This is a genomic window from Rhodopila sp., from assembly GCF_965277165.1.
Classification (GTDB): domain Bacteria; phylum Pseudomonadota; class Alphaproteobacteria; order Acetobacterales; family Acetobacteraceae; genus Rhodopila.
This window is the reverse complement of the sequence record NZ_CBDICE010000005.1, coordinates 757,624-775,425: the sequence shown is the minus strand read 5'-3', so window position 1 is coordinate 775,425 and position 17,802 is coordinate 757,624. Positions and strand designations below refer to the sequence as shown.

Genomic DNA, 17,802 nt, shown 5'->3' with positions numbered 1-17,802 from the left:
GAATCGAGAGGTTCGTCGTAGAAACTGCCTAACAGCCGTCCCGTGAACCCGGGGGAGAACAACATGACCCTGAACCTGATGATCCCGACCATGACCCACACCGACTTTTCGCCTCGCATCACCGTCATAGGCGTCGGCGGCGGCGGCACCAATGCCGTCGACAACATGATCGCCGCCAACCTGCAGGGGGTGGAGTTCGTCGTGGCGAACACCGACGCCCAGCAGTTGATGCACAGCCGTGCCGACCGTCGTATCCAGCTCGGCCCCCACATCACCCAGGGCCTCGGCGCCGGCGCCAAACCGGAAATCGGCAAGGCCGCGGCGGAAGAAGCAGCCGACGAACTCTATCGCCACCTCGACGGCGCGCACATGGTGTTCATCACCGCCGGAATGGGCGGTGGCACCGGTACCGGCGCCGCGCCGGTCATCGCCAAGATGGCCCGCGAACGTAACATCCTCACCGTCGGAGTGGTCACCAAGCCATTCGGCTTCGAAGGCGTGCGCCGCGCCCGCTCCGCCGATCAGGGGATCGAGGAACTCCAGCAATACGTCGATACGTTGATCGTGATCCCCAACCAAAACCTGTTTCGTATAGCAAATGAACGCACGACCTGGCGCGAAGCGTTCAAGATGGCCGACCAGGTGCTGTACATGGGCGTTCGCGGCGTCACCGACCTGATGATGGTGCATGGCCTGGTCAATCTCGACTTCGCCGACATCCGCACCGTCATGGCGGAAATGGGCAAGGCCATGATGGGCACCGGTGAGGCCGAGGGCGAGAATCGCGCCATCCGTGCCGCCGAGGCGGCAATCAACAACCCGCTGCTGGAAGACACCTCCATGGCGGGCGCGCGCGGCCTGCTGATCAACATCACCGGCGGGGAAGACCTGGCACTGTTCGAAGTCGACCAGGCCGCGAACCGCATCCGCGAGGAAGTCGACGAGGAAGCCAATGTGATCTTCGGTTCGGCGGTCGACGAATCCCTGGCCGGCCAGATCCGGGTATCGGTGGTCGCGACCGGCATCGACTCGCACAAATCGGCAGAGCAGTTACGGCCGAAACTGTTCGCGGTCGGCGGGGCGGCACCGGCACCGCAGCCGATCATCAATCGCAACGGGGCTCCCGCCCTGGTGCCCGGCGCGGCTCAAAACGGACTCGCCGCGCCTCTGCGCCAGATATCGCAACAGCAGTCGGAAGCCGTCGCCAATGCGGCTTCGATGATGGACGCTCAGCCGTCCCAGCCCGGACTGCACCAGCCCGGCCCGCACCAACCGGGGTTGCACCAACCCGCGTATCCACCGAATCCGGTTCAACAACGCCCGGCGCAACCGCAGCCGATCGTGCAACTGAACTCCCGGGCCAATCTGTTCGCCGCTCAGCCGCAAGGTCCCGCCGCCGTGCCGGCGCCGGTGAGCCTGTTCAACAAGATGACCGGAGTGTTGCGCGGGCGGACTTTCCCGCCCACCGTGGCCACCACCCCGCAGCCGATCACCCGACGCGAGCCCGAATTCATCGACGACCAGCCGCAGACCAACCACGTCTCGGTGCGTCAGACCTCGGCCGGCGAGGAAACCGGCATCGAGATCCCGGCATTCCTGCGCCGGCAGTTGTCCTGATCCAAAATGCCGGGTGGCGGCGCGCAAGCATCGCCACCCGGTACCGCCTTGCGATCTGAAAGCGCGGCTACTCCGCCGCGTCGCTGCGCGACGTCGACCTGCTGCGGAAATGCGGCATCACCTCGGTGGCGAAACGTCGCAGGTTGTGCCGCGACGTGCCGCCGCCGTTCAGCAGGATGTATTCGACCCCCTCCCGCTGCAGCCGCTCGATCTTGCGGCAGATCTCATCCGGAGTGCCATACAGCGCGCTTTCCTCGCTCGCCTCGCGGGTATCGGAAAACGCCATGATGCTCGCGGTGTTGTTGCCGTCCGGCCGTTGGCTGATCGCGTGCAACCGCCGCTGCCCCGCCATCCGCCGCTCCACCGCCGCCGCCTTCTCCGCCTCGCTATCGGCAACAAAGAACGCCCGGGCCACCCCAACCTGGGACGCATCAAAAGCAAATCCATTGCCCAGCATCGCCGCCTTGTATGTCTTGAACCGGTTAATGGTCTCGTCGATCGAGGCGAACTGATCCAGCAACAGATTATGCCCCCTGGCCGCCACCTTGCGGATGCTCTCGGCATGTCCGGCACCCTGCCAGAACGGCGGATGAGGCTTCTGATGGGTCGGCGGCTCGACGATGATGTCGTCGAACGACCAATATTTTCCCTGAAACGAAAACCGCTCGTTCGACGTCCACGCCCGAGTAATGATGTCGATCGACTCCTCGAACCGGGCGCCTGCCTCTTCCATCGGAATGCGGAAGCTGGCGAATTCATTGTGCCGGTAACCCTTGCCGACGCCGAAATCGAGCCGGCCGCCCGACAGCAGGTCCACCGTTGCCGCCTGTTCGGCCAGCAACACCGGGTTGTGCCACGGCAGCACCAGCACCGCGGTGCCCAGCCGCAAGGTCGACGTCCTGGCACCGACCCAGCTCAACAGATTCAGCGTCGCCGACACCTGGCCAAACCCGGTGAAATGGTGCTCGACGATGAACGAGCTGTGGTAGCCCAGCGCCTCGGCCTCGATCAGGTAATCGATATAGTCGTTGAACCCCGCCGCGCTGTCGACGTCAGGCCCGCCACGCTGCGCCTGCGCGGCACCGAAAAGCCCGAAACGCATGATGCTGCTCCTTGGACGATTGTCCCGATCTTCCGCGCCCGCCGCCGCGTTGTCCACACACCTCACGCTCCGATCGGATGGCAGGGGGCGAACTGGCCCCGAACCAACTCAAGCCGCCTTCCTGGCCCGCTTCCCCTTGCCGCCACGCGCCTGATTCGCCGCGCTGCCACCCTTGGCCCGTTCCAGCACGAACCGCGCGTAATCGTCCATGTCGCCATCGAACGGCACCACGGTCCCGTCCGCCGCCAGCCACAGCCGATCCGCGACCAGTTCCATCAGCGAGCGGTCGTGGGTTATCAGGATCACCGCTCCCTGATACTCGTTCAGCGCATCCAGCAAAGCCCGCCGGCTGTCGATGTCCAGATGGTTGGTCGGCTCATCCAGGATCAGCAGGTGCGGCGCCGCCATCGCCACCAGGTTCAGCAGCAGTCGCGCCCGCTCCCCACCCGACAGATTTTCCACCGTCGTCGACTGCTTGTCGAACCCGATCCCGAACCCCGCCAGCCGCGAGCGCTGCGACGTTTCGCTGTCATCGGGCCGCTCCCGCCGGATGATCTCCAGCGGCGTATCCGCCGGGTCCAGCGCCTCGATCTGATGCTGATGGAACCAGCCGACCTTGATCCGCCGCTCCCGCGTGATCCGCCCCGATTGCAGCTCCAGCGCCCCCGCCGCCATCTTCGCGAACGTCGACTTGCCCGCGCCATTCACCCCCAAAAGCCCGATCCGGTCATCGACATCCAGCCGCAGGTTCAGGTTGCGCAGCACCGGCTCACCGTCATACCCCACCGAGGCCGCGTCCAGCCCGATCAACGGCGGCGCCAGCGGCCGGGTCGGCGACGGCAGCATGAACGGCGCCACCCGCTCCTCGATCGTTGCCGCCACCGGTTCCATCTTCGCCAGCCGCTTCATCCGCGACTGCGCCTGCGCCGCCTTGCTCGCCTTGGCTCTGAACCGATCGACGAAGCTCTGCAGATGCGCCCGCTCCGCTTCCTGCCTCGCCGCGAACGCCGATGCCAACCGAGCCTTCTCGGCGCGCCGCTTCTCGAAATCGTCATAGCCGCCGGCATACAGCTCAAGCTTGCCGGCCTGCAGATGCAGGATGGCCTGCACCGAGTTGTTCAGTAGCTCGCGGTCATGGCTGATGATGATCGCCGCGCTGGGATATTTCCGCAGCCTGGCCTCCAGCCACATCGCGCCTTCCAGATCCAGGTAGTTGGTCGGCTCATCCAGCAGCAGCAGATCGGGTTCGGCGAACAGCGCCGCCGCCAGCGCCACCCGCATGCGCCAGCCGCCCGAAAACTCCGCCATCGGCCGCGCCAGGTCGGCGGTCGAGAAACCCAGCCCGGCAAGGATTTCGCCCGCCCGCGCCGGCGCCCGATCGGCATCGATCTCCGCCAGACGAGCATAGATGTCGGCAATCCGCTCCGGTTCGGCGACGTCCAGTTCGGCGTGCAGCGCCTCGCGCTGCTGGTCGGCGGCCAGGATGGTGTCCAACAGGCTGACCGGTGTCGCTGGATGCTCCTGGTCGACGCTCGCCACCCGTGCCGCCTTCGGCAGGCTGATCGCGCCGCCATCGGCGCCCAGTTCGCCCAGGATCAGCTTGAACAGCGTCGACTTGCCGACGCCATTGCGCCCGACCAGCCCGACCTTGGCATTGGACGGCACCAGCACGCTGGCATGGTCAAAGAAACGCCGCCCCCATGCATTGAACACGAGGTCATCGATTTGAAGCATGTGTGGGGGTGCCGTCCGCTCGCCGATAAACAGCCGGCTGTCTAGAACATGATCGCGTTGGGCGCAACGTCCAAGGCGCGTGAATCATGCGACAAAACAAAGAGCTAGACCATTTTCAGCATGCACGGTCAGGCTGAAAACCGCCTAGCGCGACACCGAAATTAACGCGAGAACCATCTCCCGAAGTACGCCAGGCGCGCCAATCACCCGTTCAACCGCCGGCGCATCGGTTTATTCCGCCTCCCCCCAGATCGGGTTCGCGGCCGCGTTCCGGTTCATGTTGGCGTCGTAATACGGCTCCATCGGCGCCCAGATATGCATCGAGAACAGCGGGCGCGACTCCGGCAGACCATCCTGCGGCCGCCCTGGCACCGCCGGCGCTGTCGTCTCCTGGTTGAAACCGGAACCCTGCGGGCTCTGCGCCCAGGCGGCGCCGACCGGTGCCCCGACGGTTCCGATCACCAACGCCGCCGCCCCAAGCACCCCGATCGTTCTCATGACTGAATCTCCTCAGCACGCTGCATACCCGGCGGTCCATCGCGCAGCCCGCGCCTCACCGCCCAGATACATATGGGGATTTGCCCGAAAAACCGGCCATCGGCGCAGCTTCACCTTTGCCTGATGGCGAGGCTTCCCGACCGCGCCAGCCGCCGTTGCCGCGTTTGTGTTGTCGCCTTCAGGGTTGCCGGATCGTGCCGACATCCCCTCTACGACGCAGGGGCGGCCCATGTTAATAACCAGATCCGGCCTGGAGACGACCTGATGACCACGCTCCGCGGCTCACCGCCCACCACGCCGAAATCCAGCCCGCCGAAATGACCTCGTCAGCCCGAAGGCCCCGCATCGCCATCATCGGCGCCGGCCCAGGCGGCTTGGCCGCGGCCATGCTGCTCGCCCAGACCAACGCCTCGGTCACCATCTTCGAACGGCTCGACCATGTCGGCGGCCGCTCGGCGACCATCCCGGTCCGCGCCCCAACCGGCACGTTCCGCTTCGATACCGGCCCAACCTTCTTCCTCTACCCGCGCGTCCTCTCCGAAATCTTCGCCGCCTGCGGACGCCGCCTCGATCAGGAGGTGGACCTGATGCGGGTCGACCCGCAATACCGCCTGATCTTCGAGGACGGAGGCCAGATCAAGGCATCCGCCACGATCGAGGACACGGTCCGCGAAATCGCCCGCATCTCGCCACGCGACGCCGCCGCGTTCCCCCGCTTCATGGCCGATAACCGCGCCAAGCTCGAGGCCTTCCGCCCGGCCCTGGAATCGCCGTTCAACGGCCCCGCCGACCTGCTGCGCCGCGGCGTGCTGCGCTCGCTCCCGGCGCTGCGTCCGCATCAGACGCTGGACCGCTACCTGGCTCGTTACTTCAGCGACGAACGCGTCCGACTGGCGTTCTCGTTCCAAAGCAAGTACCTCGGCATGTCGCCGTTCCGCTGCCCCAGCCTGTTCAGCATCCTGTCCTTCATCGAATACGAATTCGGCGTCTGGCACCCACGCGGCGGCTGCGGCGCGGTGATGACCGCGATGGCCCGCATCGCCACCGCCGCCGGCGTCGACCTCAGATTGCGCGCCCCGGTCTGCGAAATCCTGTTCGAGGGCCGCCGCGCCGTTGGCATCCGCACCGCATCGGGCGTGGAACGCTTCGACGCCGTGGTGATCAACGCCGATTTCGCCCAGGCCATGACCACGTTGGTGCCGGACGCACTGCGCCGCCGCTGGTCGAACCGGCGCATCGCATCGCGCAAATTCTCCTGTTCGACCTTCATGATGTACCTGGGCATCGAAGGCGACCTGCCCGGCGTCGATCACCACACCGTCTATCTGTCCAAGGACTACCGGCGCAACGTCAGCGAAATCGAGCGCGGCCAGGTGCCCCCGTCCAACCCGTCGTTCTACGTGCAGAACGCCTGCCTGACCGATCCGGACCTGGCACCACCCGGGCACGCCACCCTCTATGTGCTGGTGCCGGTCGGCCGGCGCATCGGCCAAGGCATCGACTGGAAGACCGAAACCCCGCGCTTCCGAGCCCTGGCCCTCGATCGCCTGAAGCGGATCGGCATCCACGACATCGAACGCCGCATCCGCTACGAAAAAATCTTCACGCCGACCGAATGGGAGCACGATCTGAACGTCTTTACCGGCGCCACCTTCAACCTGTCGCACAATCTCGGCCAGATGATGCATATGCGCCCGCGCAATCGCTTCGAGGATCTCGACAGCGTCTATCTGGTTGGCGGGGGCACCCATCCGGGCAGCGGATTGCCGGTGATTTTCGAATCCGCCCGTATCACCAGCCGGCTGATGATGCAGGATCTCGGCCTCGACGCGGGCCCTGCCGTCGCCACCGACCTGCCCATGCATCAACCCCAGCCGGTGCCGGAGGCGGTGTGAGCGACACCAGCCTCATCGAGCCACGCCAGCCTACCAAACACATCTCGGAAGGCTTGCCGGTCGGCGTGATCGGCGGCGGCCTTGGCGGTCTCGCCGCCGCCTGCACGCTCGCCGCGCGCGGCTACCGCGTCATCCTGTTCGAGAAGAATTCCTGGTTCGGCGGCAAGGCCGCGATCCTCGACCAGCAGGGCTTCCGCTTCGACATGGGCCCGACCATCCTGACCGTGCCCCGCGTGCTGGAAAGGATCTTCGCCGAAGCCGGACGCGACATGCACGCCATGCTCGACCTGCGCCGCCTCGACCCGCAATGGCGCTGCTTCTTCGACGACGGCTCGAGGCTCGACCTGAAACCGGACGTGCCCACCATGGCCGACGATATCGCCGCCTTCGCCCCAGGCTCGCAGCAAGGCTTTCGTGACTTCATGGACGTCGCCGGCAAACTTCACGAAGTCTCGGAAAAATTCTTCTTCTGGCGCTCGGTAGAGGGCATCGGCGACACCCTCGACCTCAAGAAGAACATGGATCTGGCCACCTTGCGCGATGTGCTCAGCCTGCGCATGGGGGCAACCGTCGCGGGCACCATCCGCCGCCGGGTGCGCGACAAGCGGGTCGCCCAGATGCTCGATCATTTCGTCCAATATGTCGGTTCGTCACCGTACAGTTCGCCCGCCGTGCTGTGCGGCATCGCCCATATGCAGACCGACGGCGGCGTCTGGTACCCGATGGGCGGAACCCGCGCCGTGCCCCAGGCGCTGCACCAGCTCGCCGCCGACCTTGGCGTCGAGTTCCGCCTCTCCACCGGCATCCGCTGCATCCTCAACAACGGCGCTCGCGTCGGCGGCGTGGAAACCGAAAGCGGCGAGACCATCCGCCTCGGCGCCGTTGTGTCGAACATGGACGCGGTGCGAACCCATCGCGAGCTGATCGGCGGCCAACCGGCGGCGCGATTCGCCAAACGATGGAAATCCGATCCCGCCTGTTCCGGTGTCGTACTCTATCTCGGCCTCGACCGAGCCTACCCCCATCTCGCGCACCACAACTTCGTGTTCTCAGCCGACCCGAAACAGGAGTTCGACTGGATCTACCGCCGCGGTGAGCCGGCCCCGGACCCGACCTGCTACATCGCCGCTCCGGCTCGCACCGACCCTGGCGTCGCCCCGCCAGGGGGTGAGGCGCTCTACATCCTGGTCCACACCCCCTACCTTCGCCCGCACCATGACTGGACCAAGATGCTGCCGGGCTATCGTCAGGTGATCCTCGACAAGCTCGCCCGCTGCGCCGGCATGGCGGACTTGCAACAGCGCATCGTGTTCGAGTCGGCGCTGACACCAGCCGACATCCATCAGCGCTACAGGGTGCTCGACGGCGCGATCTACGGCCTCGCCAGCCATGGCCGCTTCCTCGGCGCGTTCAAGCCCGGCAACCGATCCCGCGACCTGGGCGGCCTCTACCTCGCCGGCGGCGCCGCCCATCCCGGACCAGGCATGCCGATGGTCCTGATGTCGGGCTGGATCGCTGCCGATAGCCTCGACCGCGACGCCACCGCCACGCCGGCGCCCACCGACGCCACCGCCACGCCGGCGCCAACCGGTCAACCCACTGTCTGATGCGCCGCCCCTGCCGCCTCGCGATCGGCTGGCTCCTGCTGGCCCCGCCGGCCATGGCAGCCGATCTGCAAGTCACCGTCACCGGCGTGCGCAACGATCACGGCACCATCGCCGTCGCCATTTGCGACAAGGCGGACTTCCCGACCGGAGCTTGCCCCTACCACGGCAGGATACCAGCCCGGACCGGCAGCGTTTCCCTCCGCCTGACCGGCATACCGGCGGGCGCCTGGGCGGCCGCCGTCTATCATGACGAGGCTGACATCGGACGACTGCAGTTCGGCCTGTTCGGCATACCCAAGCAGGGCATCGGCTTCAGCAACGCGGCCAAGATGCATTTTGGCCCACCCTCGTTCGCCGATGCCGCCTTCACCTTGCGCGATCCCGGCGGCGCCATCTCGGTGCCGCTGCAGTATCCGTCGCCATGAAGGCCCCGGTGCATTATTCGGACACAGATTCACCGTAGCGGCTTGATGAGCAGGGGCATGAGGCCATCGGCGTCGAGGTCGAGGCGATCGGACCACACATAGTCGCCGGTGAGATTTATGCGGTCCCATCCCAGCGGCGATAGCCGGGCGAGCATGGCCGGATCGACCGGCGTTCCCCGACGACGCAATTCCCCGACGGCGCAATTCCCCGACGGCGCAATTCCCCGACGGCGCAATTCCCCGACGGCGCAACTCATCGACGACGCAATTCGTCGACGGCGCAATTCATCAACGGCGCGGCCGAGATAACGCCAGTTGAACAAGGATTACGGCGGCGGTGACAAAGTTGAACGCGGCCGCAGGCATCGGTTGGTTTTCGAGGCCGCAGTTGCGGAAGCGGCCAAGCCGGTGAAAGACGTCTGCCCTCGAAAGGCTGTTACGAGGCACGCGTCGGATACGCCAACCGCCGATCGCCTACGGTCACTCTATACCACGGGCTGACGCCGAAGCAGATCCAGCGAAGCCCTCGCGAGAAAGAGACCGCCCAAGCGGCCTGTCATCAGACACACACTGTCCCTACCATGAATGCGCGTCCGAATAATGCACGCAGACCATGAAGCCGTACTGCAGCCGCCCGCCCACACCAGGTCGACCGGATCGAATCCTGCCTCGCCGCGACCCTCGGCCGCGATTTCGCCAAATCCCGCGCCCCGATCATACTCGGCCCGATCCGGATCCGCCGGCCCTGGGACGGCCGCTAACCCCGCACACCGGAAGGAGGTAGACCGATGCGCGCCCTGCTGACCCTGCTGCTGTTGGCAACGCTGGCGGGCTGCGTTTATGCCCCGCCCATCGGTCCGGCGCCGGCTCCGCTGGTCGAGCAGGTACCGCCGCCTCCGCCCGGCTACTACGTATGGCGACCCGGGCACTGGCGCTGGAACGGACGGCGTTACATCTGGGCCCCGGGGCATTACGTTCTCCGCCCGGCATAAACCCGGCGAAGCCGGTGCGCCACCTCCAGCGCCCTACGACTGTGCCGGGTACGTCCGACCCCGCCAGGTGGCGGGAACGCCGCGTGCGGAACGGACCAGCGCCGCCCACTGCACCACCAGCAGGGCCGCGACACCGATCGGATGCAACACCGCACTCAGCACCGGCTGACGCAACCGCCACGCCAGCAGCAGCCGCAGACCGATCGAGGCCGCAACCGCGGCCCCGCTCAACCATCCCGGCGCCAACGCCAGCAAGCACAGCGGCAGGATCTGCCCGCCCACCAGAATGATGGTCCAGCACGGCAGCGCCCGTGGCGTCGCCATCCCCTCGGTCGCGTTCTTGGTCAGGCCCTCCCAAACACTGGCCGCGTCCGAATACATCCGACACGCCGCCAGGTCGGTCGCATCGAACAGCCCGGTGCGGATCCCCGCCGCGCGGAACGCCCGCGGCAGCTTGAGCCCATCGTGCAGCGACGCTCGGATCGCGCCATGACCGCCCGCGCGCCGATAGTCCGCCCGCCGCGCGATGAACATCTGGCCGCAGCCCGCGCCGAACGCCGGCCAAACCGACCGCCGCATCAAGCCCATCGGTAAAAAGCCCAGCAGCAGGAAATGGATCAACGGCAGCAGCAGCAACTCGGACCAACTGCCGACGATCTGGCGCGGGAATCCGCTCGCCAGCCCGACCTCGTGACGCTGCATGAAGCCCGCCATCCGCGACACCGCCTCCGGCGCCAGCCGCACATCGGCATCGACGAACACCATCAGGTCATGGCTCGCCAGGGTGGCCAGATGCGCGCACGCCGATTGCTTCCCCGACCAGCCCGGCGCCAACGCCGGGGCGGTCGCCAGGCGCAGGCGGGCGTCATCGATCCCATCCACGATCTCCCGCGTGCGGTCGTTCGAATGGTCGTCCAGCACGATCACCTCGACCACGGCGCCGACACTGGCCAGCGCGTGCGCGCAGGCGGCGCCGATCGTCGCCTCTTCATTCCGAGCCGGGATCAGCACCGAGACCGCCGGGCACTTCGCCGCAAGCGGCGGAAGCCCGAACGAACAAAGGTTGATCAGCGCCAGCAACAACGGACCCGCCGCCAGTACCAGGACCAACCCCGCCAGCACCAACCCCGCTAGCATCACCGCTACGGGTCCTCGTCCGACTCATGTGCCAGTCGGGCACGACGAAGATGCGCCAGCGCCGCCATCCGGCGCCCGACATCATAAACCCCGCCAACCCCGGCCCGGCCGCTCAACAGGCGCCGGAAACGGCCGGGATCGCGGCTGATCGCACTGCCCGCCAGGTCATCCATGGTCTCGCTCAGACGCTGCTCCAGCAGTGCGTTCCAGCCAGCGATATCAAGCGAGCGTCCACCATCGGCCTCGATCGGCGATCCAAACCGTAGCAGCGCTTCCGGCTTGCGCTCGTTCCAGAAGGTGTATTCGATCGCAAGCGGCACGATCATCGCACCGGGCACCCGCCGGGCAAGATGCGCCAGCCCGGGCCGCAGCCGGGTCGGCCGCGTACGGCAATCGGTGAACCGACCCTCCGACGTGATCCACAGCGCGGTTCCCGGTTGCGATAGGATGCGTAGGCTGGTGACCATGAAACGCACCGCGCCCTGCCGGCTGGCGGTGTCGATGCCGTAGACACCCAGTCGCCGGAACAGCTTGTAACGTGCCAACGCCTCTGCTTCCATCGGCCCAAACCCGCGGCGATCGGCTACGATGGTGCTCGCCAGCAGCATGAAAAGTGCCGGATCCCACCACGAAGGATGATTGGAATAGATGATCAACGGCCGATCGGCAGCCACCGTCAAACCCCCGTCGCGAGCGATCCGCACGGCATGGAAGTTGCGCCAGAAGAACCACCGCAGGTACCAGCCGAACGCCCGAAACAGCCGCGGCGCATACAGCGCGATCGGATCCTCCGGCGACACGGCGGTGCCGCGTGCGGGCATGCCAGTCGGGCGCATGCCAATCGGGCTCATGCCAATCGGGCTCATTCCATCGGGCTCATTCCATGTTGGCCAGCGCGAATAAACCAGCGTGAATGAATTCGCATCCAGTCCCCCACATGGATAGCACCGCCGACCTGTCGAGGGGCGCCGACCCGCTTGAGGCGCCAGCGCTCGCGGCCCAGGCGCTTGTCGCCCAAGCACGTGTGGCCGAGACGCTGCAACGCGCCAGGCGGATCGGTCGGACCTGGGCGGCACGCCCGATCCCCGAACGGCTGCGCATCATTCGCCGGGCTCGCCATCTGATCGCGCGCGACTGCGAGACCCTGGCCGCGCTCCTGCTGCCACGTCGTTCAGTGCCCGAGACGCTGGTCAGCGAAATCCTGCCGCTGGCCGACGCCGCCCGCTTCCTCGAACGCCGCGCCGCCGGCCTGCTCGCCCCGCGCGTCCAACGCCGCGGCCGCCCGGTCTGGCTGCCGGGCGTGCGGGCCGAAATCCGGCGCGAGCCGTTGGGCGTGGTGCTGATTCTCGCGCCGTCGAACTACCCGCTGTTTCTGCCGGGGGTGCAGATCCTGCAGGCATTGACCGCCGGCAACACGGTCTGCGCGAAACCCGCCCCCGGCTGGGCCGCCCCGCTGCAGCACCTCGCCCGCCTACTGGCCGAAGCCGGCCTGCCCGATGGAGCGCTGAGCATCCTCGACGACACCCAGCCCTGCGCCGAGGCAGCGGTCCAGGCCGGTTTCGATCGCATCCTGTTGACCGGTTCGGCCGAGACCGGACGCAGCGTGCTGCGCGCGGCGGCGCCACGCCTGACGCCGGCCACGATGGAGTTATCGGGCAACGATGCCATGTTCGTGCTGCCCGGTGCCGATCTGAACCTGGTGGCGTCCTGTCTGGCCTATGCCCTGCGCCTGAACGGCGGCGCCACCTGCATCGCGCCGCGACGGGTGTTCGTCACGCCAACAGCGGCCCCGCTGCTGGAGCAGGCGCTGTTGACCCGGATCCAGACCATCGCCCCGGTCGTGGTCGCCCCGCACGTCCTGGCGAGCTTGCCGGCACTGCTGCAACAGGCCGCCGCATCCGGTGCCCGCGTCCTCGCTTGGCCCGCCGCTGGCCTGGTGCCCCCCATCGTGGTCGCCGACGCCGGCCCCGACTTGCGCCTGCTGCAACAGGACGTGTTCGCACCCGTGCTGGCGATCGTGCCCGTGCGCGACATGCCTCACGCCCTCGAACTGGCGGCGATATGCCGCTACGCTCTCGGAGCCTCGATCTTCGGCCCCGAACCGGAGGCGCGAGCCATGGCGGCCCAGGTCAATGCCGGGTCGGTGGTGATCAACGATGTCATCGTGCCGACCGCCGATCCGCGTCTCCCGTTCGGCGGCCGCGGCGAAAGCGGCTTCGGCGTCACAAGGGGCAGCGATGGCCTGCTGGAGATGACGGCGCTCAAGGCCATCAGTATACGCCGCGGCCGTCTGCGCCCGCATCTGGGCGCGCCGACAAACCGCGACGCCGCCCGTTTCGCCACGATGATCCGCTGGCTGCACGGCCAATGGTGGCGCCGCCCATGACCTGGACACGGCTTGGGCGCAACGTTCGCGCCGCCTGAAGCAGACGCCAAATCGAAGCGGAGTGAGGCGGACGCTCCGGTTCCGCAATCTTCCGCCTCGAAAATCCCTTGCCCAGGACTTGCTGGCTCGCGATTCGGCTCGGTCGATGCGGTTGACAACGTCAAGCCACCGACCGGATGCTGGCCAAGGCCTTCGACAGGCGATCAAACGGAGGAATCGGTCATTTCAAATGTATCCAACAGACTGATGCCTGCTCCGCCTGCGTCATCAAGATTTTTTATCGTGATCGCACGGAACCGAATATCTGATCCATGCGGTGCATGGAATTTCCTCTGATGCCTGACTCCACGGATTCGCCCCGGCCAGTCACCCGGATCGCCACCCACACTCGCCCAGGCACCGCTGTCGGCCCCTCCAAGCCGGCCGCGCAGGCCCCATCGGGGTCGCCGATCCTCCCATCCGAACCGACCATCTTCCATCAGCCGTGGCTGCTGAAAATCGCCAGCGACGGCACCTACCGAGAGGCCACGGTCTCATCCGGCGGAACCGTGGTCGGGCGTCTGCCCTATATCCTGTTCAGGAAAGTCAGCGGCCACAGGGTCCTGAGTATCCCCGATCTGACCCATGCCCTGGGGCCGGCGATCACCGTGGAAACAGGAGCAAGCCGCTCCACCCGATCGCTCAGGCAGTTCAGCATCACCCGCGATCTGATCGCGCAACTGCCGAAGGCATCCCATGTCGGTTTCAGGCTGCACCAGGGGATCAGCAACACGCTCGCGTTCGAGGCCGCTGGTTTCGAAACGATCGTCGACTACACCGTCGAAATCGCCCCCCAACCACGCGAGGTGCTGTGGTCGCAGCTGCGCGACAAAACCCGCAACGTGATCCGTCGCGCCGGCGAACGCCTGACCGTGGTGGACCTGCTCGATCCGGAACGATTCCTCGACTTCTACGAAAGCAACCTGCATGAGCGGCGTTTGCGAAACTACTATCCGCGCCGCATCTGCGCCGAACTTATCGCGGAATGCCTGCGTCGCGGCGTCGGACGCGTGGTGATCGCCGCCGATCCGAACGGCAACTACAAATCCGGGGTGTTCACGATCTGGGATCACCAACAGGAATATTATTTCATGTCGACCCGCACACGGGATTCGCAAAACGGCGCAACCAGCCTGCTGATTTGGGCAGCCATCCAGCACGCTGCCATGCAAGGCCTGACATTCAACACCAACGGGCTCGACAGCCGAAGCAACTTCATGCTGCTCAGCGGCTTCGGCGGGACCATAAAGCCTCGCCTGATCGTCGAGAAATCATCGCTGACCTATGCCCTGGTCAGGGACGTCAAACGACGCCTCACGCCGCTGCTCGCCGACCCTCGCGGCTGATAAAGCGTGATCGCGCTGAGCGGGACGTTCGGTCGCGCCGAACCACAGGGCCCGCTCGCCTTACCGAAAGCAACCCGGCTTCGCTCGCCGGTCGCCGCCCTGCCATACCGCGCGCCGGTCGCCGCCCCGCCATCACGAAGCGGCGCCGCCGAGGTCCCCCCCGGCGGCGCCCAACCGTGCCGCGCGACTCGGCCCGATCAGGTGATCGCGTGCGCCAGCAGGCTGCTCAGGTTGGCGCTGGAGGCCCCGGCGATGGAGGCGATCGCCACCCTGGCCCCCCCCGAGGTCGCCGCGATCGACAGCGTGGCGCCACTCGCCTGGTCGCTCACCGTCAGGTAGGTCGAAAGCGTCGCCGCCGCGCCGTTCCAGTTGGTGGCGGCCAGCGCCGGCTTCAGGTCCAGCACATCGGAGATGGTCAGGATGTTGCTGGTGAAGCTGACGCTGCCATGGCCCGCCGCCGGCAGGATATAGACGTTGCCGGCGCCGCTGTCGGTGACGGTCTCGGCGCCGCCCGACAGGCTGACCACATCGCCCGATCCCTTGAGGAACAGCATGTGCGCCCCCGCGGTCGCCACCACCGAGACCTGGCTGGCGCTGACCGTGGTGCTGGCCGCGCTCAGGCTGATCGGCGCCGGCAGCGGGCTGGTGCTGGTTCCCGCATCGGGCGCCCAGGCCGCGCTCGGACTGGCCTTGCCCCACCACAACTGGCTGGCGTTCTCCTGCCAGACCTGCTTGTTGACGTAGGCCAGTTCGGTGACGTTGGCGGTCGTCGTATCGGCGACGCCGTTGACCGCGACCTGACCGGAGCCGGTGATGGTCCATTTGTTGCCGCTGGCATCGATGATCGCACTGCTGGCACCGGCCAGCACCATGGTGTCGTTCGCCGAGGTCGGCGGCGGCGTCGGGGTCGGCGCGGGGGTCGGCGTCGGTGTCGGCGCGGGGGTCGGCGCCGGCGTGGCGGGCAGCGGACTGGTGGCGGTGCCGGCCTGGGGCGACCAGGCGGCGTTGGGCTTGGTCTCGCCCCACCACAGCTTGCTGGCGTTCTCCTGCCAGATGGTGCCGTTGACATAGGCCAGTTCGATGACGTTGCCGGTGGTGGTGTCGGCCGCGCCGTTGATCGCCACCTGACCGGAGCCGGTGATGGTCCACTTGTTGCCGCTGGCATCGATGATCGCGGCACTGGTGCCGGTGACCACGGTGTCGTTCTTCGACGCTGTCGGGGTCGGCGAGGGCGTCGGTGTCGGTGTCGGCGCGGGGGTCGGTGTCGGGGTCGGCGCGGGGGTCGGCGTCGGTGTCGGCGCGGGGGTCGGGGTCGGCGCCGGGGTGGCGGGCAGTGGGCTGGTGGCGGTGCCGGCCTGGGGCGACCAGGCGGCGTTGGGCTTGGTCTCGCCCCACCACAGCTTGCTGGCGTTCTCCTGCCAGATGGTGCCGTTGACATAGGCCAGTTCGATGACGCTGCCGGTGGTGGTGTCGGCCGCGCCGTTGATCGCCACCTGACCGGAGCCGGTGATGGTCCACTTGTTGCCGCTGGCATCGATGATCGCGGCACTGGTGCCGGTGACCACGGTGTCGTTCTTCGACGCTGTCGGGGTCGGCGCGGGGGTCGGGGTCGGCGCCGGGGTGGCGGGCAGCGGGCTGGTGGCGGTGCCGGCCTGGGGCGACCAGGCGGCGTTGGGCTTGGTCTCGCCCCACCACAGCTTGCTGGCGTTCTCCTGCCAGATGGTGCCGTTGACATAGGCCAGTTCGATGACGCTGCCGGTGGTGGTGTCGGCCGCGCCGTTGATCGCCACCTGACCGGAGCCGGTGATGGTCCACTTGTTGCCGCTGGCATCGATGATCGCGGCACTGGTGCCGGTGACCACGGTGTCGTTCTTCGACGCTGTCGGCGCGGGGGTCGGGGTCGGCGCGGGGGTCGGTGTCGGGGTCGGCGCGGGCGTCGGGGTCGGTCTCGCCGCCGCGGCCGCCGCGATCCCCGCCGCCACCTGCTGCCCAGACGCCGTCAGCGACCCAGGGCCGCCGGCTTCGTTGTTGGTCAACTGATCCGGGCCACCCGACCCGCCCCAGGTCCAGGCCGCATAACCATAACCGCTGTTCAGTACCGCGCTGATGACCTGATTGCCATTCGCATCGACATTGGAACCATCCGTCGAATTACCGAATTCGCCGATAATCACTGGAACCGTGCCGTCGGCGCTGGTGATGCTCTGCGCCGCGGCAATTCCATATCCGCCGCTCGCCGAACCCATCAGGTCCGCCGTCACCGTCGCCTGATTGGTGCTGTAGTTCGAAGACCAGCCATAATAATGCAGGTCCCACGCGATATTGGTCATGCCCGAATAGGAAGAGGGCGTCATGCCGAATCCGGCGCCCACGGAACCTGGGTTTCCGCCGCCGTCCAATTCCATCATGACCATGGAATTGTTGCCCGCGCCGCGGATCGCATTGTAGGTCGCGACCTCCTGCGTCGAGATCGCCGCTTCCGACGGGCCATAGGTGCCGGAATTCGGCTCGTTCATCGTCCCGAACCAGACATAGGGGTTGTTGGCGAAGGTCGCCGCCAACGAGGCATACCACGCTGATTCGGTCGCCAACTGCGCCCCGGTGTAGGTGCCCGGAGACGGATAGGCATGGTCCTCGAACTCGACGACGATCCCTTTGGCCGTCATCTGCGAGACAAAGGTCTGATACTGCGCCATCGAATAGGGCGCGGTATCCCAGGTCGCCAGTCGAATAAAGTTCGTCCCGGGAAATGTCGTGCCGATCGACTGAGCGACCGATGCCATGTCCTGGGGACCGATATCAAAGCCACGGGCAACAAATACATTGCCATCAGGATCGATAATTTGACCGTTACTTACATGAAATTGCGTGCCAGCCATCGTGCTGAGCTCCCGAAAAGGTGATCGATGCACCCAGGGTTCTCACGACAACTTGATCTCGGTCAACGCAATGTCCGCGACTTCGAAGTCACCAAAAAAGATACGACAGGTTATTACATTTCCCGTATCCGCTACAAAAGAGGCA

At 66.6% G+C, this 17,802-nt stretch carries 14 protein-coding genes; 7 read left to right on the top strand and 7 right to left on the bottom strand.

Annotation, left to right across the window (positions count from 1 at the left end; all coding sequences use genetic code 11):
• Positions 1-63: 63 nt before the first annotated feature.
• Positions 64-1,617 carry a cell division protein FtsZ gene (gene ftsZ / locus ACQY4Y_RS04230; RefSeq protein ID WP_428489309.1) on the top strand — a complete coding sequence of 518 codons (1,554 nt, stop codon included), beginning with the start codon at positions 64-66 and terminating at the stop codon, positions 1,615-1,617.
• Between the two features lie 67 nt (positions 1,618-1,684).
• Here ftsZ and ACQY4Y_RS04225 read toward each other — a convergent pair whose 3' ends face one another.
• From ACQY4Y_RS04225 to ACQY4Y_RS04215, 3 genes are all read right to left on the bottom strand, one after another.
• Positions 1,685-2,719 carry an LLM class flavin-dependent oxidoreductase gene (locus tag ACQY4Y_RS04225; protein WP_428489308.1) on the bottom strand — a complete coding sequence of 345 codons (1,035 nt, stop codon included), beginning with the start codon at positions 2,717-2,719 and terminating at the stop codon, positions 1,685-1,687.
• Between the two features lie 108 nt (positions 2,720-2,827).
• Positions 2,828-4,453, bottom strand: a complete 1,626-nt coding sequence (locus tag ACQY4Y_RS04220) for an ABC-F family ATP-binding cassette domain-containing protein (RefSeq protein WP_428489307.1) — start codon at positions 4,451-4,453, stop codon at positions 2,828-2,830.
• A 231-nt stretch (positions 4,454-4,684) separates the two neighbouring features.
• Positions 4,685-4,951, bottom strand: a complete 267-nt coding sequence (locus tag ACQY4Y_RS04215; protein WP_428489306.1) for a hypothetical protein — start codon at positions 4,949-4,951, stop codon at positions 4,685-4,687.
• A 317-nt stretch (positions 4,952-5,268) separates the two neighbouring features.
• On the opposite strand from ACQY4Y_RS04215, the gene crtI reads away from it, so the two are divergent.
• The 3 genes from crtI to ACQY4Y_RS04200 are packed head-to-tail and all read left to right on the top strand — an operon-like array spanning position 5,269 to position 8,878.
• Positions 5,269-6,846, top strand: a complete 1,578-nt coding sequence (gene crtI, locus ACQY4Y_RS04210) for a phytoene desaturase family protein (protein ID WP_428489305.1) — start codon at positions 5,269-5,271, stop codon at positions 6,844-6,846.
• Positions 6,843-8,453 carry a phytoene desaturase family protein gene (locus ACQY4Y_RS04205; protein ID WP_428489304.1) on the top strand — a complete coding sequence of 537 codons (1,611 nt, stop codon included), beginning with the start codon at positions 6,843-6,845 and terminating at the stop codon, positions 8,451-8,453. The genes crtI and ACQY4Y_RS04205 overlap by 4 nt, the downstream gene beginning before the upstream one ends.
• 53 nt (positions 8,454-8,506) lie before the next feature.
• Positions 8,507-8,878, top strand: a complete 372-nt coding sequence (locus ACQY4Y_RS04200) for a DUF2141 domain-containing protein (RefSeq protein ID WP_428489303.1) — start codon at positions 8,507-8,509, stop codon at positions 8,876-8,878.
• Positions 8,879-8,907: 29 nt separating this feature from the next.
• Here the strand turns inward: ACQY4Y_RS04200 and ACQY4Y_RS04195 are convergent, their stop codons facing one another.
• Positions 8,908-9,201 carry a Tn3 family transposase gene (locus tag ACQY4Y_RS04195; RefSeq protein WP_428489302.1) on the bottom strand — a complete coding sequence of 98 codons (294 nt, stop codon included), beginning with the start codon at positions 9,199-9,201 and terminating at the stop codon, positions 8,908-8,910.
• A 465-nt stretch (positions 9,202-9,666) separates the two neighbouring features.
• Between ACQY4Y_RS04195 and ACQY4Y_RS04190 the strand changes: the two genes are divergently transcribed.
• Positions 9,667-9,870, top strand: coding sequence for a hypothetical protein (locus ACQY4Y_RS04190; protein ID WP_428489301.1), 204 nt, complete (start codon positions 9,667-9,669; stop codon positions 9,868-9,870).
• 33 nt (positions 9,871-9,903) lie between these two features.
• Here the strand turns inward: ACQY4Y_RS04190 and ACQY4Y_RS04185 are convergent, their stop codons facing one another.
• Positions 9,904-11,007, bottom strand: coding sequence for a glycosyltransferase family 2 protein (locus ACQY4Y_RS04185; protein WP_428489300.1), 1,104 nt, complete (start codon positions 11,005-11,007; stop codon positions 9,904-9,906).
• Between the two features lie 5 nt (positions 11,008-11,012).
• A complete protein-coding gene (locus tag ACQY4Y_RS04180) occupies positions 11,013-11,858 on the bottom strand; it encodes a lysophospholipid acyltransferase family protein (protein ID WP_428489299.1) in 846 nt (281 codons plus the stop codon).
• A gap of 62 nt (positions 11,859-11,920) precedes the next feature.
• On the opposite strand from ACQY4Y_RS04180, the gene ACQY4Y_RS04175 reads away from it, so the two are divergent.
• Complete coding sequence (locus ACQY4Y_RS04175; RefSeq protein ID WP_428489298.1) at positions 11,921-13,393, top strand: aldehyde dehydrogenase family protein; 1,473 nt, start codon at positions 11,921-11,923, stop codon at positions 13,391-13,393.
• Positions 13,394-13,728: 335 nt separating this feature from the next.
• Positions 13,729-14,778, top strand: a complete 1,050-nt coding sequence (locus ACQY4Y_RS04170; RefSeq protein WP_428489297.1) for a GNAT family N-acetyltransferase — start codon at positions 13,729-13,731, stop codon at positions 14,776-14,778.
• A gap of 197 nt (positions 14,779-14,975) precedes the next feature.
• On the opposite strand, the gene ACQY4Y_RS04165 is transcribed toward ACQY4Y_RS04170, so the two are convergent.
• Positions 14,976-17,561 carry a cellulase family glycosylhydrolase gene (locus ACQY4Y_RS04165; protein ID WP_428489296.1) on the bottom strand — a complete coding sequence of 862 codons (2,586 nt, stop codon included), beginning with the start codon at positions 17,559-17,561 and terminating at the stop codon, positions 14,976-14,978.
• Positions 17,562-17,802 lie beyond the last annotated feature (241 nt).

Excerpts from the sequence above, each read along its gene's own strand:
- ftsZ (WP_428489309.1), top strand. The coding sequence starts at position 64 with ATGACCCTGAACCTGATGATCCCGACCATGACCCACACCGACTTTTCG.
- ACQY4Y_RS04225 (WP_428489308.1), bottom strand. The coding sequence starts at position 2,719 with ATGCGTTTCGGGCTTTTCGGTGCCGCGCAGGCGCAGCGTGGCGGGCCT.
- ACQY4Y_RS04220 (WP_428489307.1), bottom strand. The coding sequence starts at position 4,453 with ATGCTTCAAATCGATGACCTCGTGTTCAATGCATGGGGGCGGCGTTTC.
- ACQY4Y_RS04215 (WP_428489306.1), bottom strand. The coding sequence starts at position 4,951 with ATGAGAACGATCGGGGTGCTTGGGGCGGCGGCGTTGGTGATCGGAACC.
- crtI (WP_428489305.1), top strand. The coding sequence starts at position 5,269 with ATGACCTCGTCAGCCCGAAGGCCCCGCATCGCCATCATCGGCGCCGGC.
- ACQY4Y_RS04200 (WP_428489303.1), top strand. The coding sequence starts at position 8,507 with ATGGCAGCCGATCTGCAAGTCACCGTCACCGGCGTGCGCAACGATCAC.
- ACQY4Y_RS04190 (WP_428489301.1), top strand. The coding sequence starts at position 9,667 with ATGCGCGCCCTGCTGACCCTGCTGCTGTTGGCAACGCTGGCGGGCTGC.
- ACQY4Y_RS04185 (WP_428489300.1), bottom strand. The coding sequence starts at position 11,007 with ATGCTAGCGGGGTTGGTGCTGGCGGGGTTGGTCCTGGTACTGGCGGCG.
- ACQY4Y_RS04180 (WP_428489299.1), bottom strand. The coding sequence starts at position 11,858 with ATGAGCCCGATTGGCATGCGCCCGACTGGCATGCCCGCACGCGGCACC.
- ACQY4Y_RS04175 (WP_428489298.1), top strand. The coding sequence starts at position 11,921 with ATGAATTCGCATCCAGTCCCCCACATGGATAGCACCGCCGACCTGTCG.
- ACQY4Y_RS04170 (WP_428489297.1), top strand. The coding sequence starts at position 13,729 with ATGCCTGACTCCACGGATTCGCCCCGGCCAGTCACCCGGATCGCCACC.
- ACQY4Y_RS04165 (WP_428489296.1), bottom strand. The coding sequence starts at position 17,561 with ATGGCATCGGTCGCTCAGTCGATCGGCACGACATTTCCCGGGACGAAC.